Source organism: Desulfocurvus thunnarius (assembly GCF_055390965.1).
Genome location: NZ_AP042411.1, coordinates 3375533 through 3396222 on the forward strand (window position 1 = coordinate 3375533; position 20690 = coordinate 3396222).

Below are 20690 nucleotides of genomic sequence, written 5' to 3' on the forward strand. Positions count from 1 at the left end.
CCGCCCCGCCCGCCCCGGGCGTGCCGCCCGTGCCGCCCCCCGCCGCCCGCGCGGCCCGGGGGCCCCGGCGCCGCCCCGAGGCCCGGCGCCGCAAGGCCGTGGGCTGGCCCCGGCTGCGCCGCCTCCAGCGGCGCTACGGCGCCCTGTGGCCGCTGCTCAGCGGGCTGGTGTCCCTGCTGGTGCTGTTCTTCGCCGGCGTCTACGGCTACATGGCCGTGGAGGGCTGGAGCTACCTCGAAAGCTTCTACATGGTGCTCATCACCCTGGCCACCGTGGGCTTCGAGGAGGTCCGGCCCCTGTCCGACGACGGCATGGTGCTGACCAGCGTGCTCATCCTGCTCGGGGTGGGCAACTTCGCGTTCCTCATCGGCTCCTTCACCCAGATCCTCGTGGAGGGGCGCATCCAAACCATCTGGGGGAGGCACAGATTGCAGCGCGCCATCGACAAGCAGCACCGGCATATCATCGTCTGCGGCTACGGGCGCATCGGCTCCATCGCCGTGCGCGAGATCGTGCGCGAGGGCCTGCCCGTGGTCTGCGTGGAGAAGGAGGACGCCCTGGTGCGGCGCATGGAGGACGACGACGTGCTCTTCGTCCACGGCGACGCCACGGACGACGACGTGCTGCGCCGGGCGGGCATCGAGCGGGCCAAGTCGCTCATCGCGGCCCTGTCCTCCGAGGCGGCCAACGTCTACGTGACGCTCACCGCGCGGCAGATGAACCCCGGCCTGCATATCGTGGCCCGGGCCAACGAGGAGTCGCACATCCACCGCCTGGAGCGCGCCGGGGCCGACCGCGTCATGCTGCCGCACACCCTGGGCGGCGTGCGCATGGCCCAGTCCGTCATCCGGCCCACGGTGACGAGCTTTCTGGAGCTGACGGCCGCGGGCAACGGGCTGGACCTGACCATGGAGGAGCTGCCCATCTCCGAGCGTTCGGAACTGGCGGGGGTGAACCTCATCGATTCCAAGATCCGCCAGCGCTTCAACGTCATCGTCATCGCCATCAAGCGCGCCGACGGGCAGATGCTCTTCAACCCACCGGCGACGCTGGAAATGCAGGCCGGGGACACCTTGCTGGCCGTGGGCGGCGACGAAGGCCTGCAAGGACTGTGGGAAATCACCAGCTAGCCCCGCGCGGGCGGGCGCGGCGAGGGGAGCACAGGGCATGACCGAACGCGACGTAGCGCGGCATGGCACCGCCGCAGGGGCGCCGGAGCAGGCCGCCGTGGAACCCGCGCACTTCGCCCCAGGGGCGGAGCCCGTGGTCTCGGCCATCGTCTCGGTCTACAACTGCGAGCGCTTCATCCGGGGCTGCCTGGACGATCTGCTGGAACAGACCCTGGGGCCGCGCCTGGAAATCGTGGCCGTCATTTCCGGCACGCAGCAGGGCGAGGCGGCCGTCATCGACGCCTGCCGCGAGGAGCACGGGAACATCACGGTCGTGCGCACCCTGGCCCGCGAGAGCATCTACGCCGCCTGGACCCGGGGCTGCAAGGCCGCCCGGGGCCGCTACCTGACCAACGCCAACGCCGACGACCGCCACCGGCCCGACGCCCTGGAGCGCATGGCCGCCGCCCTGGACGCCCATCCCGACGCGGCCCTGGTCTACGCCAACTCGCTGATTACCGCCACGCCCAATCAGCGCTTCGCCGAGGCCACGCCCATCGGGCGCACGGACTGGCCAGCCTTTGACCGCAAGGCCCTGTTCACCTACAACTACGTCGGCCCGCAGCCCATGTGGCGCGCGAGCCTGCATGCGCGCCACGGCTGGTTCGACCGCGATTTCCAGATCGCCGGAGACTACGAGTTCTGGCTGCGCGTGGGCCGCACCGAGAATTTCCTGTTGCTGCCCGAGGTGCTCGGCCTGTATTACCTGGCCCCCGACACCGCCGAGCGCCGCGACAAACCCCTGGCGCGCAACGAGACCCTGGCGGCGCGGCGGCGCTATTCCCTGCCCCGCTGACCCTGCCGCCCCGGCAAGACGAAGGACGACCATCCCATGACCGACGCTCTCAAGGCCTCCGGGGCCGCTGCCCCCACGGCCTCCGGCCCCGCCGCCCGCGTGGCGGAGCTGCGCCGCCTGCTGGAATATCACAACCACCGCTACTACGTGCTGGACGACCCGGAAATCACCGACGCCCAGTACGACGCGCTGCTGCGCGAGTTGCAGGCCCTGGAGCGCGAGCATCCCGAACTGGACGACCCCAACTCGCCCACCCGCCGCGTGGGCGGGGCCCCGCGCGAGGGTTTCGAGAAGCGCGCGCACTCCCTGGGCATGTTCAGCCTGGACAACGGCTTTTCCCTGGACGACTGGCAGGCCTGGGTGGAACGCCTGCGCCGCCTGGAGCCCGACGCCGAACCGGCCTTCTGGGCCGACCCCAAGATGGACGGGCTGGCCGTGGAGGTCATCTACGAACACGGCGCCCTGACGGTGGCGCTGACCCGGGGCGACGGCGAGACCGGCGAGGTCGTCACCGCGAACATGCGCACCGTGCGCAACCTGCCCCTGACCCTGCGCACGGCGCCGGGCGAGGCGCCGCCGGAGCTGCTGGAAGTGCGCGGCGAGGTGGTCATCGCCAAGGACGATTTCCACGCCCTGAACCAGGCCCAGGAGGAGGAGGGCGGCAAGGTCTTCGCCAACCCGCGCAACGCCGCCGCCGGGTCGCTGCGCCAGCTCGATTCGCGGGTCACCGCCGCGCGGCCGTTGCGCTTCCTGGCCTATGGCGTGGGGCTGGCGCGCTGGGCCGGGGGCGCGCGCTCGGCCTATGAACGTTGGGCCACCCAGGGCGAGGCCATGGCCGAGCTGGAGCGCCTGGGCCTGAGCGTGCCGCCCCGGGCCGCGCGCTGCGAGAGCCCCGAGGCCGTGGCCGCGCGCTACCGGGAACTGGCCACGACCCGCGACGAACTGCCCTTCGAGATCGACGGGCTGGTGGCCAAGGTGGACGACCTGGCCCTGCAACAGGCCCTGGGCTTCACGGCGCGGGCCCCGCGCTGGGCCCTGGCCCTCAAGTTCCCCCCGCGTCAGGCGCGCACGGTGCTGGAAGCCATCGAAATCCAGGTCGGGCGTACCGGAGTGCTCACGCCCGTGGCGCACCTGCGGCCGGTGAGCGTGGGCGGGGTCACGGTGTCGCGCGCGACCCTGCACAACGAGGACGAAATCCGCGCCAAGGGCGTGCTGGTCGGCGATACGGTGCTGGTGCAGCGCGCGGGCGACGTGATTCCCGAGGTGGTCGGCCCGGTGGTCGAGGCGCGCACGGGGGCGGAGTGGGAATTCGTCTTCCCCCGGGAGTGCCCGGTGTGCCGGAGCGCGGTGGTCCGCCTGGAGGGCGAGGTCGCCTGGCGTTGCGTCAACGTGTCCTGCCCGGCGGTGTTGCGCCAGGGCATCGTGCATTTCGTGTCCAAGGCCGGGCTGGACATCCAGGGCGTGGGCCGCAAGCTGGTGGAGCAGCTCGTGGCCCAGGGCATGGTCCACTCCCCGGCGGACCTGTTTGCCCTGCGCCCGGGCGTGCTGGCGCAGATGGAGCGCATGGGCGCCAAATCGGCCGAGAACGTGGTGGCGGCCATTGCCCGCACGCGCGAGACGGCCAGCCTGGAGGCGCTCATCGCCGCCCTGGGCATCCGCCACGTGGGCGAGCGCACGGCGCGGACCCTGGCGGCGGCCTTTACGGACCTGGACGCCCTGGGCCAAGCCACGGTGGAAGACCTGACCGCCCTGGACGACATCGGCCCCGAGGTGGCCGGGGCCATCCGCGCGTTTTTCCGCAACGAGAACAACCAGCGCCTGCTGGAGCGGCTGCGCGAGGCCGGGCTGTGGCCCGTGGCGGCGGCGCGGGCCGAGGCCGACCCGGCCACCCAGCCCCTGGCGGGGCGCACGCTGCTGTTCACCGGGGCGCTGCCCGTGGCGCGCGGGCAGGCCCAGGCCCTGGCCGAGGCCGCCGGGGCGCGCGTGGTCGGCGCCATATCGAAGAAGGTGGACTGGCTCGTGGCCGGGGACAAGGCGGGCAGCAAGCTGGACAAGGCCCGGGCCCTGGGCGTCGCCGTGACGGACTACGCGGGCTTTCTGGCCCTGCTGGAAGGGCGCGGACCGGAGGGGCCGGGCGGGGCGGGCGCCCCGGGCGCCGCGCAGGGGTCTTTGCTGGATATTTCATAGAAATCAACGTGAAAGGAGCGAGGGTATGAGCATTTCGATCATCGTCATGGGCGCCAAGGGGCGCATGGGCTCGACCATCGCCGGGCTGGTGCGCGCCGACCCGGAGCTGACCCTGGTCGGCGTTGTGGAGCGCGAGGGTTGCGAGGACGGGCTGGACGCTTACGGCTGCGTGTGCGGCACGGAGCTGGGGGCCATGCTGCCCGAGTTCCCCGGGGCCGTGGTCATCGACTTCACCGCGCCGCAAGTGAGCCTGGCCAATGCCCGGGTTTGCGCCGAGCACGGCAACCCCATCGTCATCGGCACCACGGGCCTGTCCGCCGAGGAGCAGGCCGAGTTGCGCGCCGTGGCCGAAAAGGGCCCGGTGTTCTGGTCGCCGAACATGAGCGTGGGCGTGAACGTGCTGCTCAAGGTGCTGCCCGAGCTGACGCGGGCCCTGGGCGAGAGCTACGACATCGAAATGGTCGAACTGCACCACAACCAGAAAAAGGACGCCCCCAGCGGCACGGCGCTGAAGCTGGCCGAATGCCTGGCCGAAGCGCGGGACTGGGAGCTGGACGAGGTGGGCGCCTACTGCCGCGAGGGCATCATCGGCGCGCGGCCCAAAAAGGAGATCGGCGTGCAGACCATTCGCGGCGGCGACGTGGTCGGCGTACACACCGTGTACTTCATGGGCCCCGGCGAGCGCATCGAGATCACCCATCAGGCCCATTCGCGCGAGAACTTCGCCCGGGGCAGCCTGCGCGCCGCCAAGTGGATGGCGGGCCGGGGGGCCGGGGCGCTGTACTCCATGCAGGACATGTTCTGATCCCTTTGGGCCCCCGGCTGCGGGGCGCGGGGCGTATGGAGCCGACGGGGATTGCCCTCGTCGGCTCTTTTTTTGCGCGTGCTGGGGGGCGATGGAAACGGGGCGTGCTGGTTTGTCCTTTCGCGGGTGGGAGGCCAAGGCAGGGGAATGGAGGCCCCGGGCAGCGCGGGGAGAGCCGGGCGGAAGATGGAGGCTGGGCGGGTGGCGCCAGGGGGTAGACCGGGCAGTCTGGGCAGACCGAAGAGGCGGGAACCGGGCAGTCGTGCAGGGGGAACAGAGAGGCGGAGGGCGGGGCGCGGGGAGTGGCGCCCGGGTGAAGTGCGGGTTTTGCGGCGCGTTGCACCCTGGGCGCGAGGAGGCTATGCTGCGTGCGGTCTGCGCCGCTTGCCCTCCGCACCCGGAGGCGGGAGCGGCTCGTTGAAAACAGGCGGGAAACCCGCGCGAAAAGCAGGAGGACGACATGGGTCGCAAGGCGCACAGGGAGCCGGTGGACGCACCGGAGTTGCGGGAGGCCGCCCGGGGCTGGGGCGCCACGGTGCTGCGCGTGGCCGACACGGCGCTGCTTGCGGGGCTGGAAACGGAGCCCGCCGACCTGCTGGCGGCCTTTCCGCGCGCGGTGAGCATCGCCGTGCGCCTGTCCGACCCCATGCTCGACGCCATTGTGGACCGGCCCACGCCGCTGTATTCGTCGCATTATTCGCGGGTCAACGCCGTGCTGGACGACATCGCCGTGCGCGTGACGAACCTGCTTGAGTCCGGCGGCGCGCGGGCCCTGCCCATCCCGGCCAGCCAGATTCTCGACTCCGAGCGCTGGACCTCCTACCTCTCGCACAAGGCCGTGGCCATCGCCGCCGGGGTCGGCTGGCAGGGCAAGAGCCTGCTGGTGGTGAGCCCCGACCACGGCCCGCGCCTGCGCCTGACCACGGTGCTCACCGACGCGCCCCTGCCCCCCGACGCCCCGCTCAAGAACCGCTGCGGCCGCTGCACCAAATGCCGCGACGCCTGCCCCGCCGGAGCCATCCGCGGCGTGAACACCACGACCCACTTCTCCACCCGCGACGAGGCCCTGGATTTCGACAAATGCGTCACCCAGGTCAGGGATGTTTTCGGGGGATTGCCGCACATCGCGGGCTTGATCTGCGGCGTGTGCGTGTCGGTCTGCCCGTGGGGGCAATCTCGAGTGGGGAATGTCTGAGTGGAAGAAGAATGCAACTATTAATAAACACACTAAAAATTTATACTAAACTTATTTGATCATCAAGTCATGACTCTCAACCAATAAAAAATCAATTCGACGTACCAATTAGCGGGGTAAAATCACATGGCGCACCATTACATTTAGCGCAGTGTGCACTTTTGTAATACCCAAGAAAAGGGTTATCTTGGTTTTTGTCCAACATAAAACCAAACTCAAACCCCTTAAGCGCATACAAATCATCATCAATTTTGCAGTGCAAGTCGTAAACCGCTTTTTTAAAGCACTTATGTGTTAATTTTAAATCCTTGCATAGTTGCAGTAGCTTCTTGTCGCAAGTATATACTTCGTAATTATTTTTATACGCTGCATATGCAGCACGGACATCAAAAAAGTCTCCAGAATGCGTATCAAAATTATAAACCATAATTTTTTCTAAAGAAACACCCTCCGGCTCGTCGTAAAAAAACAATACAACATCCTCGTCATCCACTTGATCATCAATATCTTCACAACAATTGGTGACAGCATTGCAAGTGCTAACATCATACTGATCTTTAAATGTGTAACATCCATCTGACACAAAGCTACTAATCCACTCTAGGATGTCGCAATATTTACTAACTCTATAGGCTTGTGAGACAAAGCATGCATCAAAAAAAGCAGACATTTTTATACGTACCCCCAAAGGTCATTTTTCAACTTCATAAGCACATCTTCAGAAAATATTGACTCATTTTTCATGAGTAAATATTCAATTTCAGATTGCTTTCTATCTAAGAAGGAATCTATTCCGACTATTTGTGTCGAACGAACATTTTCTTTTAGAACAGCATATATGTTAGAATAACTCTCTCTAGCCCCTTTTTTAATTTCTATTGCATCAAACAACGCATTTGCGAGTACATCTATACTGCATCTTCCAGACGCAACAACTCCTTGCATTATATTTTTGTCGAATTTAGGCCAGTCAAGCGCCATTCGCAAAACAACAGAAAGGGGAACAAGGAAAAATTGTGCGAATTTAGTAGCAAAAAACTCTCTCTCCATTCCTTTCGCTATATTACGAGCATACATATTTCTATCCGTATCAACGACTACATGGCTGCCTCGGTCAAAAAAATAGTGAGATAGTTCATGTAACAGTGAAAAATGCAAACGTGAAACTGCACTAGCTTTACGATTGACGCAGACAGCACATTTTTCTCCAGACTCCAAGAATAGAGCCTCAAAACCGTCCAAATAAACAGGGATAACAGGGATATTCAACCTGTCGTAGATGACTTCAACAGTATCCCCATATTGCTTTTTTACATTCTGAGCAGCTGTGTCAGCAAATGCTGCAATTATGACACGATCGTTAGGCAGATTGTCTCTGGATAAATTTGTTTGCTCAGGGACAGGCAGCAAACCTTTGATAACTTGAAAGGCATTCTCAACAGCTTGTGTATTCTGTTTGCTCTCGTTCAGGCCGTTGTCACGGAACTGCAGACTTGGAGTCTGATAATTCTTTGAGATAAAACTAAACAGATTTAGTCCCATCGCAGTACAGATTGACCCCAGTTCGTTAAATTTAAGAGCCCTCTTTCCATTGAGATAGTCATTTACAATAGAAGGAGTGAGCTTAGCTGCTTCAGCAAGCCCTTTAATTTGAAACCCATGCCGTGGAATTTCTTCTTTAAGCCTGGATGCGATGGTTTTACGGATGTCCACGAAGACCTACCCCCTAAATATATGATTGGGAAAAACCAATTCACACAATCAAATATTCAGTTTCAAATCATCCTTTTATTTTAACTAAGAAATATTCGCAAGCTCAATTCAAGGTGTTAAGCCGCCCAAATTAGAACCAGCGGAGTAATGATTCCAGGCGATTGGAAGATACCCAAGGTGTACAGAGATAGTATTGACCTGACACTGCCGTTTCTGGCGGAGTTCTAGGTACCGGGATTGTAGTCGGGGAGCCCTAGGCGGCGGGCAGGCTGTCGAGCATGGTAGTCCATGGCTCTAGTGCCGCCCCCCTGAGGATCGGTGCCGCCGCCTAGGGGGTGAAAGACTGTAGGTTAAGCACAAGGGCTTCCCGTACATCCCGGAAGGGAGCATCTCCACCAGCTTGTTCTCCCCGCCCGTAACCTGCCAGCCCACAGCGTAGCCCCTGAGCGCTGCTGTATCGCCCCTACCCCGCTAACTTATGGCAGCCGCCCTGCGTCGTCCCCTCACCGCAACCGCGTGTAGCAGGTCCAGTATACGACTGTGGCCTCGTTCAGGAAAATCTAGCGGGCGGGGGTGCTTGGCGTGGTGAGCAGGGGGGCCGGGGTGGGGGGGGCCAGGGGGGGCCCAGCGCGTGGCGGCGGTCTGGAAGACCGGGGGGAACTCGGCGTAGATGTCGAGTTGCCTGGCCAGGGCTTCCGCCGTCGCGCCGCCCGCTTGCCACCTCCGGGCGGTCCCCGCGAAGGGCACCCTTGCGCGCCTGCTTCCTACGGCCTCCACCCACCCTGTATCTGCTCGATCTTCTTGTCCGTCCTGTACTGCCCCAGGGCGTAGACGGCCCAGAAGGCGGCGGGAATCCAGCCCAGGATGGTGATTTGCAGCAGCAGGCAGACGATGCCCGCGATGGGGCGGCCGATGGTGAAGAAGACCGCAAAGGGAAGAAAAATGGCTAGCAGGAGGCGCATGGTGGACCTGCCTTGGGTTGGGGTTCACAGGGGAGCGGGTGCGCGCCCGTGGGTGGGCGTCCGCCTTTAAAACATGACCCCGGCAGGCTCCGCAACGGGGAAATGCACTGTTGCGGAATTTCGCGGGCGCGACGCTGGTTGTCGCGCCCGCTTTTCTTGTTGTGTGCGTGTCGCCTTCTGGCGGTGGACGCTGGGAGCGGGTATTTCGGCGCCCTTGGGGGCGCTGCACGCCGGGGCCGCCCGGAGCCCGCCTTATTCGCGCGCGCCCTTGGTCCGCATGGGGCGGCGGCGCCGTGCTTGCGGTGCTCCCTGCCCTGGGGCGCCGGGTCCGGTGTGCTCCGTTCGTCCCGGTCCTTCCGCCCCTCGTCCCTTCGTCCATTCACGCGGTTGGTCTGCGGGCGGGGCCCGTCGGCGGGGCAGGGCGCTTCACTCCGCGCCTCCGCTGCTGCGGGCAGTTGCCGCGACTACTCCGCGCAGCGCACGCACAGCGTGCTTTCGGGCATGGCCAGCAGCCGGGCGACGGGGATGGGCTCGCCGCAATTCGCGCACTCGCCGAAGTCCTCGTCGTCGATGCGGCGCAAGGCCGACTCCAGGCGCAGCAGGCGGCGGCGCGAGTTGGCCAGGGACGCGCCCGCGATGGCCTGGCTCTGCATGGTGTCCAGGCGCGAGAGGCGCCCGACGGCGGCGTCGGGTTCCTCGGGGTCCACTTGTTCTTCCAGGTCGGTGATGATCTCGCGCAGGGCGGCGAGTTCCTGTTCCATGCGGCGGCGCAGCGTGGCGCGCTCGGCGGGGGTCATTGCATCCTCCGTGTTCGCGGGCCGGGCGCGGCATGAAAAAGCCGGGCTGCGGCCCGGCTTGTTGATGGTGGTTCAGCTTTCGGGTTCGCGGCGTTTACATCGTGTACAACACGTCGCCAGGGATGATCTTCAGTCCGCCCTGGGTCAGGATTTCGATGGCCTGATCCGTGCGGTCGAAGCGGAAGATCATCACCGCGTTCTTCCCGCTCTGCTGCACGAAGGCGTACATGTATTCCACATTGACGCCATGGGTGGAGAGCAGGGCCAGGATGTTGTGCAGCCCGCCCGGCTGGTCGGGCACCTCGACGGCCACCACGGTGGTGCGCCCCACGGTGAAGCCGTTGTCCTTGAGCACCTGCTTGGCCTTCTCGAAGTTCGAGACGATGAGCCGCAGGATGCCGAAGTCGGACGTGTCCGCCAGGGAGAGGGCGCGGATGTTGATCTGGGACTCGGCCAGCACGCGGGTGACTTCCGAGAGTCGCCCGGCACGGTTTTCCAGAAAGATGGAAATCTGTTCGCACTTCATGGGAGCCGGTCTCCTTGCTTGCGTTGGCGGTGGCGGGCCCGGCCGGGGGCCGGGTCCACTGCCTCTGGTGTACTGGATATCCGCCCGGGTGGCAACCCGGCCACTTCAAACGATTATTGCTTCTTGCGCAGGTCCACGATGCGCTGGGCCTTGCCCACGCTGCGCTCGATGCCCCGGGGCTCCACCAGCGTGACCTTGGTGGATACGCCAAGGAACTCCTTGATGGACTTCTTGATCTTGCCCTCCAGGCGTTGCAGGCCCTTGATCTCGTCGGTGAAGAAGCGCTCGTTGACCTCCACGCGCACTTCCAGCGTGTCCAGGCTGCCCGTGCGGTCGACGATGAGCTGGTAATGGGGCGCGGTGCCCTCGGTTTCCAGCAGGATGGTTTCGATCTGCGAGGGGAAGACGTTCACGCCGCGGATGATGAGCATGTCGTCGCTGCGGCCCGTGACGCGCTGCATGCGCACGTGCGTCCGCCCGCATTTGCAGGGCACGTAGTTCAGCGAGGTGATGTCGCGCGTGCGGTAGCGGATGAGCGGCTGGCCTTCCTTGGTCAGGGTCGTCAGCACCAGCTCGCCCGTGGAGCCGGGGGGCAGGGGCTCGCCCGTTTCGGGGTCGATGACCTCGGGCAGGAAATGGTCCTCGAACAGGTGCAGGCCGCACTGGGCCTCGTGGCAACTGATGGCCACGCCCGGGCCCATGACTTCCGACAAGCCGTAGATGTCGATGGCCGTGATGCCCGCGCGCTCCTCGATTTCGCGGCGCATTTCGTCGGTCCAGGGCTCGGCGCCGAAGATGCCGATGCGCAGGGGCAGCTTGCGGATGTCCACGCCCGCCTGCTCGGCGGCCTCGATGAGCACCAGCATGTACGACGGCGTGCAGCAGATGACCGTGGGCTCGAAGTCGCGCAGGAGCTGCACCTGGCGGTTGGTGCCGCCGCCGGAGATGGGCACGATGGTCGCGCCCAGCTCCTCGGCGCCGTAGTGTGCGCCCAGCCCGCCGGTGAACAGGCCGTAGCCGTAGGCGTTGTGTACGGTGTCCAGCGAGGTGGCCCCGGCGGCCATGAGGCAGCGGGCCATGAGCCGGGCCCAGTTCTTCACGTCGCGCTTGGTGTAGCCGACCACGGTGGCCTTGCCCGTGGTGCCCGACGAGGCGTGGATGCGCACCACGTTGTCCTTGGGCACGGCGAACAGGCCGAAGGGGTAGTGGTCGCGCATGTCCTGTTTCATGGTGAAGGGCAGGCGCGTCAGATCCTTCAGGCTCTTGATGTCGGAAGGCAGGACGCCCGCCTCGTCGAACTTGCGGCGGTAGAAGGGCACGTTGTTGTAAACGCGCGAAACCAACGCCTGGAGGCGCCTGAGCTGGAGCGCTTCCAGGTCCTCCCGGGGCAGGGTTTCCAGGTCGACATCAAAGATCATGGCGGGCTCCTTGCTGTGGTGTTGCGGGGGGTTGGGTCGCGCCCGGGCCGGGCCGCGTCCCTCCCGTGCGTGATCGATTACATTGCCCGCAGCGGGCCTTTGCGTCAAGCCCGTGCCGGGCCCGCACCGGCTCCGCGCCGGATGGCCGCCGCGCCCGGGCGGCCTGGGCCGCGAGGCCGCCGCCCCGACCGGGAAAAGCACGCCCTCCGGGGGTTGCTTTTCCCGCCGCCGGAGGTAGAGTGTGGCCCACTGCCGGGCGCGGGCCCGGCGGCACAGGCTTCGCCCGCACCGCTGGCGGAAGCCCGCGCGGCCCTGGCGCCGCCGCCCGCCCGCAACCCCAAGGAGCGCGCATGGAAGTTCTGGAATTCGACGATCTGGAGGCCCTTTCGGCCCACGCGGCGGCCCTGGTGGGCACGCTGGCGGCCCGGGCCGTGGCCGCGCGCGGTGTTTTCGGGCTGGCCCTGGCGGGCGGCTCCACCCCCCGGCGGACCTATGAACTCCTGGCGGCGGACCACGCCATGCCCTGGGAGAAGACCCACGTGTTCTTCTCCGACGAGCGCGCCGTGCCCCATGACGACCCGGACAGCAACTACCGCATGGCCAGCGAGGCGCTGCTCTCGCGCGTGGCCCTGCCCCCGGCCAACGTCCATCCCGTGACCGTCGGCGGCTATTCCACGGGCATCGACGCCGCCGCATACGAGCGCGCCGTGCGCGACTTCTTTTTGCGCCTGTGTCCCGGCGGCCCGCAGGACAAGGCTCTGGATTGCGTGCTGCTGGGCATGGGCGCCGACGGGCACGTGGCCTCGTTGTTCCCCGGCGGGCAGGCCCTGGCGGCTCGCACGCAGTACGTCCACGCCGTGCCCGAGCCCGTGGGCGACCCGGCCGTGCCCCGGGTGACCATGACCCTGCCGCTCATCAACGCCGCCCGGGCCGTGGTGGTGCTCCTCCAGGGCCCGGCCAAGCGCGCCGTGCTCGACGCCATCCTGGCCGACCCCGAGGCCGCCCGCGAGGTTTACCCCGTCGCCCGGCTGGCCCCGGCGGGGCCGCTCGTCTGGCTGGCCGCCCGCTGATTTGCCCCCGCCCCGGAAATGGGGTAGGGAACGCCCGGCCCGCAGGGGCCCCAAGGAGGATTCGCAATGCCTTTCGCCGATATCGTCAAGCGCAACCGCAGCTACCGCCGCTTCGACCAGTCCCGCGAGGTGCCCATGGCCGCGCTGGAGGAACTGGCGGGCCTGGCGCGCTACTGCGCCTCGGGCATGAACCAGCAGCCCCTGTGCTACGCCCTGGTGGCCGACCGCGAAAAGAACGCCGAGATTTTTCCGGCCCTGGGCTGGGCGGGCTATCTCAAGGACTGGCCCGGCCCCGCCGAGGGCGAGCGCCCGGCGGCCTATGTGGTCATGATGACCGCAGGCAAGTCCGGCCCGTGGACCCGCGCCGACGTGGGCATCGCCGCCCAGACCATCCTGCTCGGCGCCGCCGAGTTGGGCCTTGGCGGCTGCATGATCGGCACCGTGAACCGCGAGGCCGTGGCCCGCGTTCTCGACCTGCCGGAGGATTGCGAGATCCAGCTCGTCCTCGCCCTGGGCGTGCCCGCCGAGACGGTGGTGGTCGAGGACCAGGAGCCCGGCGGCGACTGCAAATACTGGCGCGACGACAAGAGCGTGCACCACGTGCCCAAACTGCGCACCGCCGACGTGGTGCTGCGCCGCTTCCCCTCCGGCAGCTAGCCGGGCCCGCAACGGAGTGATTGCATGAGCACCAAGAAGACCAAGGTCAAAATCAAGGCCGAACGGCCCACCCCGGCCCAGACCGAGGCCCGCATGCGCGAGGTGGCCGCCTGGCTGCACGACAAGCAGGCCCGCAACATCGTGGCCCTGGACGTGGCCGGACTGTGCGACATCGCCGAGGGCGTCGTGCTGGCCACGGCGGGCAGCGTGCGCCACGCCCAGGCCCTGGCGGACCACGTGCTGGACATGTGCGGCCGGGCCGACGGCGTCTACCTGGGCATGGAAGGCTATCAGGCCGGGTCGTGGATCCTGCTGGACCTGAACGATGTGCTCGTGCACGTCTTCCAGGACGGTTCGCGCTCGTTCTACAACCTCGAAGGCCTGTGGGCCGAAGCCCGCGAGGTGGAGCTGGCCCTGCCCGGCGCCGCCGCCGGGGACGGGCTCGGCGACCTGGACGACCTGGACGCCTGAGCCCGGGCGCACCCCGCCCCCGCAACCCGCAGCCCCGGCACCGCGCCGGACAGCGCACCGGGCACCCTGGGCCCGGGCACGGATATGTCCATGACCGCACCGACTCCGACCCTGCTGCTGATCCTCGACGGCTGGGGCGACGCTCCGGCCTCGCCGGGCAACGCCGTGGCCCTGGCCGAAACCCCGACCCTGGACGCCCTGCGCGCCGAGCGGCCGCGGACGCTTCTGACCTGCTCGGGCCGCGCCGTGGGCCTGCCCGAGGGCTTCATGGGCAACTCCGAGGTCGGGCACATGAACATCGGCGCCGGGCGTATCGTCTACCAGGACATGACGCGCATCGACATGGCCATCGAGCGGGACGGGCTGGCGGGCAACGCCGCGTTGGCCCGGGTGTTCGAGGGCGCGCGGGAGCGCGGGACGCGGGTGCATCTCATGGGTCTGCTTTCCGACGGCGGGGTCCACAGCCACACCGGGCACCTGTTCGCCCTGCTGGAGCTGGCCCGCAGGCACGGCGTGCCGACCTTCGTGCATGTCTTCCTCGACGGGCGCGACACGGCGCCCACCAGCGGGGAGGGCTTCATGCGCGCGCTGGCCGCGCGCCTGGAGGCCCTGGGCCACGGGCGGGTGGCCACCGTCACCGGCCGCTACTGGGCCATGGACCGCGACAAGCGCTGGGAGCGCAACCAGCGCGCCTACGACGCCATGACCCTGGGCCTGGGCCGGGCCGTGGCCGACCCCGTGGCCGCCGTGACCACGGCCTACGCCGCCGGGCAGACCGACGAGTTCGTGGAGCCCTGCGTGGTCACCGGGGCCGACGGTGCGCCCGTGGCCCTGCTGGAGGACGGCGACGCCGTGCTGTTCTTCAACTTCCGGGCCGACCGTGCCCGGCAGATCGTGCGCGCCCTGTTCGACCCGGACTTCACGGGCTTTCCCCGCCAGCGCTTCCCGCGCCTGGAAGTGACGACCATGACGCGCTACGAGGCGGATTTTCCGCTGCCCGTGGCCTTCCCGCCCGTGTCCCTGGACGGGGTGTTGGGCGAGGTCGTCTCCGGCCTGGGCCTTTCGCAGTTGCGCATCGCCGAAACAGAAAAGTACGCCCACGTGACCTATTTCATGAACTGCGGGCGCGAGGAGCCCTTCCCCGGCGAGGAGCGCATCCTCGTGCCCTCGCCGCGCGAGGTCGCCACCTACGACCAGAAGCCCGAGATGAGCGTCCGCGAGGTGACCGACAAGCTGTGCGCGGCCCTGGGCGAGGGGCAATACCCCTTCGTGGCCTGCAACCTGGCCAACCTGGACATGGTCGGCCACACCGGGATCATCCCCGCCGTGTGTGCGGCGGCCCGGGCCGTGGACGGCTGCGTGGCGCGTATCCTGGACGCCGCGCGCCGGGCCGGGTACCGGGTCATGGTCACCGCCGACCACGGCAACGCCGAGGAGATGCTCGGCCCGGACGGCGGCCCGCAGACGGCCCACAGCCGCAACAAGGTGCCCTTCGTGCTCGTGGAGCCGCCGCGGGCGGGGGGGCTGCCCCCGGTACGCCTGCGCCGGGACGGGGTGCTCGGCGACATCGCCCCGACCATCCTCGGCCTGTGGGGCGTGGCCCTGCCCGAGGGCATGACCGGGCGCAGCCTCGTGGAGGAGAATTAGCCATGGGTGAGAAGAAACGGCCCCTGACCCCGGTGAAGCCTTCGGGCATGGAAATCATCTGCTTCTACCCCTGCCCGTTCTGCTCGCGCGAGGTGCCCCTGGTGTCGCCGACCCAGCCGGCCATGGTCCGCTGCGATTCCTGCGGCAAGGACTTTCCCATCGTGCCCGTGGACGAACGCGGGGTGCGCTTCATGAAGATCATGACCGGCAACGGCCGCTCGGCCGTGGACCCGGATTTCCTCTAGAGCGGGATACGCCGTGCCCCGGCTGCTGTTCCTGACCCAATCCGGGCCGACCCTGCCCAGCGTGCGCTTTCGCGTGCTGCCCTTTGTCGAGGCCGCCCGGGCCGCCGGGGTGGACGCCGCCTGGCGGCGCTACCCCAAGACGGCCCTGGGCCGCGTGGCCTTTTTCGCGGCCCTGCGGCGCACGCCGGTGGTCGTACTGCAAAAGAAGCTCGTTTCGCCCCTGGAGCTGGCCCTGTTGCGGCGCAAAGCCGGGCGGCTGGTCTTCGATTTCGACGACGCCCTGTGGGCCGCGCATCCGGGGCAGGGTGCCCGCGGCGGCAGCGAAACCCCCGGGGAACTGGCCCGGCTGCTGCGCGTGTGCGCCGGGGTGGACGAGGTCGTGGCGGGCAACACGTTTCTGGCCGACAAGGTCCGCGCCGCGGCCCGGCGGGTGACCGTGCTGCCCACGCCGCTGGACACCGACCGCTACGTGCCCGCCGGGGCGGCCCGGAGCGCATCCGGCCTGCCCGTGGTCGGCTGGATGGGCACCTCGTGCAACCTGTTCTTTCTGCCGCCGCTGCTGGAGGCCCTGGCGCCCCTGGCCGGGGAGATGCGCCTGTCGGTGGTGTCCGACGGGCATCTGGAGCTGCCCCCCGGCTTCGCGGGGGGCTGCCTGCGCTGGAGCCCGGAAGCGGAAATCCCCGCCCTCCAGGCCATGGACATCGGGCTCATGCCCCTGACCGACGACGAGTACACCCGGGGCAAATGCGGTTTCAAACTGCTGCAATACATGGCCTGCGGGGCCGTGCCCGTGGCTTCGGACGTGGGCTTCAACCGCGAAATCATCACCCACGGCCGCGACGGCTTCCTGGCCGGAGACGCAGCGGATTTCGCGCGCTACGTGACCGACCTGGTGCGCGACCCGGGCCTGCGCGCGCGCATGGCCGCCCGGGCCCGGGCCCGGGTGGTGGAGCGCTTCGGGCTGGCGGCGGCCCTGCGGCGGCTGTGGCCCGTGCTGGGCCTGGAAGGTTTTCCTGTCTAGAAATTTTCTCGGTTGCGGATTTGTTGGTTTTTTTTTGTCGCTCCCATCCCGGGGGCGATTTTCTTTCGGAACGGAAAACCCCCGTGGCCTACGTGCGCAGGAATGAAAGAGTGCCGGGGCGCGGTTTTCCGGAGGCGATTTTGACAGCCTGTTGCAATCTGCTATGGATTTTGAAGGGCCGTGGTGCGGCCCGGGACCATGCAGCATAAGAAGGAGGCGCCATGCAGACCGCCAGTGTGAAAGAGAAGACCCAGGGCGCCGCGTCCGCGCGGCAGCGCTCCGGCAAGCCCATTGCGTCCGTGCCCTGCCCGTATTGCGGGGGCCGGGCCTGGTTCAGCTCCCCGGTGCCCGACGAGGCGCCGTGCTCCTGCCAGGCCTGCGGCGGCACGGGCCGCGTGTTCGCCGATGAGGAGCCCCAGGCCTAGCGGAAGGCTGAACAGCGCGTTCTCCCCGCCGTTCAAAAACGGTGAACCGACGGCGCGGAAAAATCCGGGACCGGCGTGTGGCAAGGGGGCGTGGGTTCGGATTGTCGAGGCGCCGCAGTCGGGCGCCGTTTTCAACGGCCCGCGAAGGCCGCAGGTTTTTCGGCGTTTGTGTCGTGATGGTACGCGCAAAGGCCCCGGCCCCGGTTTTCCGGGGGCCGGGGCCTTTGTCGTCGTGCCGGGGGCGCTGCCGGGCGGCAGGGCCGCCAAGGCTCTCCGGCGTGCGTCCGGGAGGTGGGAATCGTCAGAGGCGCTCGGGGAACCCGCGCCGGGCCAGCAGTTCGTCGTACACGGCCACACTGTTGGCGAGCTTGGTTTCCAGGGTGAAACCCCCGGCCTTGGCCGCGCTGGCACGGCCGAACACGCGGCGCAGTTCCGGGTCCGCCGCCAGCTTGAGCATGGCCCGGGCCAGGGCTTCGGGGTCGGCGGGCGGCACCAGCAGCCCGTTGTCGTCGATCAGCTCGGGCACCCCGCCCACGTCGGAGCCGACCACGGGCAGGCCGAAGAACAGCGCTTCGAGCAGCACGTTGGGCATGCTTTCCGAGAGCGAAGGCAGGAAGAAGGCGTCCAGAACCTGGAGATGGTCGGCCACGTTTTCCACCCGCCCGGTGAGCACGACGCGCCCGGCCACGCCCAGTTCGCGGGTCAGGCCCTCCCAGCGCCGGGGCCGCGCCCCGGTGACCACCAGTCGGGCGTCCAGCCCCTGGCCCGTGGCCAGGGCGAAGCCGCGCAGCAGATGCTCCACGCCCTTGACGGGCTTGTCTCCGGCCACGGAGCCGAACACGAGCTGGCCCGGAGTCAGCCCCAGGGCCGCGCGCATGGCCTCGCGCGGGGTCCGGGCCGTGACGCGCTCGCGCGGGATGCCGTTGGGCACCACGGCCATGCGCCGGGCGGACAGGCCCACCGTGCGCAACACGCGCGCGCAGGCCCGGGAGTTGACCGTGAAGCCGTCCATGCCCGGCGACCAGTAGGGCAGGGGGTTGTGCGGGCGGTAGACCACGCCCCGGTAGCCCAGGCAGACGCAGCCCCGGGCGCGCCAGGCGAGGCTCCACCACGCCAGGGCCTTGTTGGCCTGGTTGTGGAAGGCGTGGACGATGCACGGCTCGCCCCGGGGCGGCAGAGCCTGGGCCACGGCCGCGCGCCAGTCCCCGGGCCGGGGCGGCAGGTGGCGCCAGTCGAGGTCCTGGTCCAACTCGGGGATCTGCGCGTCGTGGGGCACGAAGAAGGCCAGCTCGTGGCCGCGCCCGCGCAGGCCCCGGGCCAGGTACATGGCCTGCCGCGTGCCGCCGGACAGCGACGAGGAGGAGGTGATGAAGATCAGGCGCACGGGGCGGCGTCTCCCTTGCCCGCGCGCAGGCGGGCCATCAGCGCGGGCAGCACGGTTTCGGGGGCCAGGTCCGTCAGGCAGCGCGTGTGCCCCAGGGGGCAGACGTTTTCGTTGCAGGGCTGGCAGTCCAGGCCCAGGCGCAGGTCCGCGTGGCCGGGGCCGGGGAAGGTCCAGGCCGAGCTGGTGGAGCCGAGGATGGTCAGGGTCGGGGTGCCCACGGCCACGGCGATGTGCCGGGGCGCGGAGCAGTTGCCCAGGTGCAGCCGGGCCCGGGCGATGCAGGCGGCCATTTCGCGCAGGGTCAGCACCCGCCGGGCGACCACGCAGGCCGGGCTGCCCGCCGCCTCGGCCACGGCCCGGGCCTCGGGCAACTCCCCGGGCCCGTGGAGCACCAGGAAGCGCAGGGCCGGGTCCTGCGCGGCGGCCATGGCCGCCAGTCGTCCGAAGTGCGCGCCGGGCCAGCGCCGGGTGTCGCGGCGGTGGGTGGGGTCCACGGTGATCAGGGTCTGCCCCGGGCCGATGCCGTGCTCGGCCAGGATGGCGTCGGCCCCGGTCAGTTCCCCGGGGGTGAGATGCATCCGGGGCGCCTCGCCGTTCCAGTGGATGCCCAGGGGCCGCAGCACGCTGGCCTTGGCCATGGCCGCATAACCGCCCAGGGGCTGGACGGTGTGCGTGTACAGCCAGCCGTTGTACCACGGTGCCCGGTAGGACAGGCGCACCTGTGCCCCGCCGGGGGGGGGAAAGAAGCGGGCCAGGGCCAGCACCCAGCGGATGCGCGGCAGTTGCTGGAAATCCACCAGCAGGTCGAAGCGGTGTCGGGCGACTTCCAGGTAGAATTGCAACTGTGCGCGCGGGTCGCGGTGGGCCTTGCGGTCCACGGCGTGGATGCGCGCGATGTCCGGGTTGCCCGCCACCACCGGCACGGCCTTGGCCTCGGTCAGCAGGTGGATTTCGGCCTGCGGGTAGCGCTGGCGCAACAGGTGGATGGCCGGGGTGGCCAGCAGCACGTCGCCGATCTGGCGCAGTTGGCAGACCAGGATGCGCCGCACCCGGGCCGGGTTCAGGTCGATGCGCGGCAGGGATGCGCCGGGGGCGGAGGAGGGGGCGGTGTCGGGGTTCATGGCCGTCGCAGCTCCCGGACGAAGTGCTCGAATTGCGTGGCCCGGGCATCCAGGGAATGCACGGCGGAAAACCATTGCCAGACCCCGGTGCGCAGCGCGTGCAGGGCCGTGTCGTCCAGGGCCAGCAGGGCGTCCAGGGCCTCGGCCAGGCCTTCGGGCCCCCGGGCCGTAGGCACCAGGGTCCGCCCCAGGGGCGCCAGATGCCCGGGCCAGGCTTCGTGGATTCCGCCCACGTCGCGGGCCACGGGGGCCAGCCCCCGGGCCATGGCTTCCAGCAGCGTGTTGGGCAGCCCTTCGGACAGGGACGGCAGGCAGAAAAGATCGGCCCGGTCCAGCACCGCGCCCACGTCGGCCACGAAGCCGTGCCACGTGACGCGCCCGCCCAGGCCCAGGCTTGCGGCCAGGGCCTTGAGGGCCGCCTCGTCGCGGCCCGTGCCCGCCACGTGCAGGTGAAAATCGCGGCCCCGGCCCGCGAGCAGGTGCAGGGCGCGCAGCAGGTCGGCGTGGCCCTTGTCGGGGTTGAGCTGGCTGGTGACGGCGATGGCCCGGGGCGCCCGCGGGGCGGGCGGAGCCTGGAGGGCCGGGGCCTTGCCCGTGGGGATGACCGTGATGCCCTCCGGGTGCAGGAAGCTCATCTCGGCCAGCAGGCCGTCCTTGATGTCCTGGCAGGGCACCAGCAGGGCCGGGCGCGTGAAGCGGTGGGTGCGGCGGACCTTGGGCGTGTCGCGCATGTCGCGCGGCAGGCCCACGCGGTGCACCACGGGCACCCCCGCCAGCCGCGCGGCGACCCCGGCGATGCGCAGGTCCTTGCCGACGTTGGCCACCAGGGCGTCCACGGCGTTGGCCTTCAGGAAGCGCGTGAAGCGCCAGACGCTCACGGGGTTGTAGTCGAAGCCGAACCAGCCCGGGCGCGCGTCCAGGCCCAGGGCCAGGGCGCGGTCCAGGAACGGGCCGGGGCGGGCGAAGATCCAGGTCTTGTGCCCCCGGGCGTCCAGGGTGCGGCACAGGTCCAGGGTCCAGGCCTTGACCCCGCCGAAGCGGCGCGTGGCGTTGACGAAAGCGATATGCATTGCGGCCTTGG

Annotated in this window: 21 protein-coding genes; 12 read left to right on the forward strand and 9 right to left on the reverse strand. The window is 68.2% G+C overall.

Annotation, left to right across the window (positions count from 1 at the left end; translation table 11 throughout):
• The first annotated feature begins 98 nt into the window (after window positions 1-98).
• From ACZ5KV_RS14860 to ACZ5KV_RS14880, 5 genes are all read left to right on the forward strand, one after another.
• The gene (locus ACZ5KV_RS14860) at window positions 99-1130 is read left to right on the forward strand and encodes a potassium channel family protein (protein ID WP_464241848.1); all 1032 of its coding nucleotides are present in this window, start codon (window positions 99-101) and stop codon (window positions 1128-1130) included.
• 37 nt (window positions 1131-1167) lie between these two features.
• Window positions 1168-1965, forward strand: a complete 798-nt coding sequence (locus ACZ5KV_RS14865; RefSeq protein WP_464240066.1) for a glycosyltransferase — start codon at window positions 1168-1170, stop codon at window positions 1963-1965.
• Window positions 1966-2001: 36 nt separating this feature from the next.
• Window positions 2002-4152: an NAD-dependent DNA ligase LigA gene (gene ligA, locus ACZ5KV_RS14870; RefSeq protein ID WP_464240067.1), complete on the forward strand. Its 2151-nt coding sequence runs from the start codon at window positions 2002-2004 to the stop codon at window positions 4150-4152.
• 25 nt (window positions 4153-4177) lie between these two features.
• The gene (gene dapB, locus ACZ5KV_RS14875) at window positions 4178-4957 is read left to right on the forward strand and encodes a 4-hydroxy-tetrahydrodipicolinate reductase (protein ID WP_464240068.1); all 780 of its coding nucleotides are present in this window, start codon (window positions 4178-4180) and stop codon (window positions 4955-4957) included.
• A 460-nt stretch (window positions 4958-5417) separates the two neighbouring features.
• Window positions 5418-6152: a 4Fe-4S double cluster binding domain-containing protein gene (locus tag ACZ5KV_RS14880; RefSeq protein ID WP_464240069.1), complete on the forward strand. Its 735-nt coding sequence runs from the start codon at window positions 5418-5420 to the stop codon at window positions 6150-6152.
• Between the two features lie 91 nt (window positions 6153-6243).
• Here the strand turns inward: ACZ5KV_RS14880 and ACZ5KV_RS14885 are convergent, their stop codons facing one another.
• From ACZ5KV_RS14885 to ACZ5KV_RS14910, 6 genes are all read right to left on the reverse strand, one after another.
• Complete coding sequence (locus ACZ5KV_RS14885; protein WP_464240070.1) at window positions 6244-6822, reverse strand: hypothetical protein; 579 nt, start codon at window positions 6820-6822, stop codon at window positions 6244-6246.
• Between the two features lie 2 nt (window positions 6823-6824).
• Window positions 6825-7865: a hypothetical protein gene (locus ACZ5KV_RS14890; RefSeq protein ID WP_464240071.1), complete on the reverse strand. Its 1041-nt coding sequence runs from the start codon at window positions 7863-7865 to the stop codon at window positions 6825-6827.
• Window positions 7866-8629: 764 nt separating this feature from the next.
• The gene (locus tag ACZ5KV_RS14895) at window positions 8630-8827 is read right to left on the reverse strand and encodes a YqaE/Pmp3 family membrane protein (protein ID WP_464240072.1); all 198 of its coding nucleotides are present in this window, start codon (window positions 8825-8827) and stop codon (window positions 8630-8632) included.
• Window positions 8828-9291: 464 nt separating this feature from the next.
• A complete protein-coding gene (locus tag ACZ5KV_RS14900; protein ID WP_464240073.1) occupies window positions 9292-9624 on the reverse strand; it encodes a TraR/DksA family transcriptional regulator in 333 nt (110 codons plus the stop codon).
• A gap of 94 nt (window positions 9625-9718) precedes the next feature.
• Entirely contained in the window at window positions 9719-10150 is a 432-nt protein-coding gene (locus ACZ5KV_RS14905; RefSeq protein WP_291498728.1) for an ACT domain-containing protein, read from the reverse strand.
• A gap of 113 nt (window positions 10151-10263) precedes the next feature.
• The gene (locus ACZ5KV_RS14910) at window positions 10264-11568 is read right to left on the reverse strand and encodes a phenylacetate--CoA ligase family protein (protein WP_464240074.1); all 1305 of its coding nucleotides are present in this window, start codon (window positions 11566-11568) and stop codon (window positions 10264-10266) included.
• Window positions 11569-11918: 350 nt separating this feature from the next.
• Between ACZ5KV_RS14910 and pgl the strand changes: the two genes are divergently transcribed.
• From pgl to ACZ5KV_RS14945, 7 genes are all read left to right on the forward strand, one after another.
• Window positions 11919-12638, forward strand: a complete 720-nt coding sequence (gene pgl, locus ACZ5KV_RS14915) for a 6-phosphogluconolactonase (RefSeq protein ID WP_464240075.1) — start codon at window positions 11919-11921, stop codon at window positions 12636-12638.
• 66 nt (window positions 12639-12704) lie between these two features.
• A complete protein-coding gene (locus ACZ5KV_RS14920; protein ID WP_464240076.1) occupies window positions 12705-13295 on the forward strand; it encodes a nitroreductase family protein in 591 nt (196 codons plus the stop codon).
• A 24-nt stretch (window positions 13296-13319) separates the two neighbouring features.
• Window positions 13320-13766 (forward strand): ribosome silencing factor, encoded by a 447-nt coding sequence (gene rsfS, locus ACZ5KV_RS14925; protein WP_464240077.1) that lies wholly within the window; start codon window positions 13320-13322, stop codon window positions 13764-13766.
• 90 nt (window positions 13767-13856) lie between these two features.
• Window positions 13857-15413, forward strand: a complete 1557-nt coding sequence (gene gpmI / locus ACZ5KV_RS14930) for a 2,3-bisphosphoglycerate-independent phosphoglycerate mutase (RefSeq protein WP_464240078.1) — start codon at window positions 13857-13859, stop codon at window positions 15411-15413.
• Window positions 15414-15415: 2 nt separating this feature from the next.
• The gene (locus tag ACZ5KV_RS14935; protein ID WP_464240079.1) at window positions 15416-15658 is read left to right on the forward strand and encodes a hypothetical protein; all 243 of its coding nucleotides are present in this window, start codon (window positions 15416-15418) and stop codon (window positions 15656-15658) included.
• Window positions 15659-15671: 13 nt separating this feature from the next.
• Window positions 15672-16679, forward strand: coding sequence for a glycosyltransferase (locus ACZ5KV_RS14940; protein ID WP_464240080.1), 1008 nt, complete (start codon window positions 15672-15674; stop codon window positions 16677-16679).
• A 221-nt stretch (window positions 16680-16900) separates the two neighbouring features.
• Window positions 16901-17104, forward strand: coding sequence for a hypothetical protein (locus tag ACZ5KV_RS14945; protein WP_464240081.1), 204 nt, complete (start codon window positions 16901-16903; stop codon window positions 17102-17104).
• 301 nt (window positions 17105-17405) lie between these two features.
• Here ACZ5KV_RS14945 and ACZ5KV_RS14950 read toward each other — a convergent pair whose 3' ends face one another.
• Genes ACZ5KV_RS14950 through ACZ5KV_RS14960 form a run of 3 tightly spaced genes read right to left on the reverse strand, consistent with a single transcriptional unit; the run spans window position 17406 to window position 20679 of the window.
• Window positions 17406-18488 carry a glycosyltransferase family 4 protein gene (locus tag ACZ5KV_RS14950; RefSeq protein WP_464240082.1) on the reverse strand — a complete coding sequence of 361 codons (1083 nt, stop codon included), beginning with the start codon at window positions 18486-18488 and terminating at the stop codon, window positions 17406-17408.
• The gene (locus tag ACZ5KV_RS14955; RefSeq protein WP_464240083.1) at window positions 18479-19609 is read right to left on the reverse strand and encodes a glycosyltransferase family 9 protein; all 1131 of its coding nucleotides are present in this window, start codon (window positions 19607-19609) and stop codon (window positions 18479-18481) included. Before ACZ5KV_RS14955 ends, ACZ5KV_RS14950 begins: the two co-directional genes overlap by 10 nt.
• Complete coding sequence (locus tag ACZ5KV_RS14960) at window positions 19606-20679, reverse strand: glycosyltransferase (RefSeq protein WP_464240084.1); 1074 nt, start codon at window positions 20677-20679, stop codon at window positions 19606-19608. Before ACZ5KV_RS14960 ends, ACZ5KV_RS14955 begins: the two co-directional genes overlap by 4 nt.
• Window positions 20680-20690 lie beyond the last annotated feature (11 nt).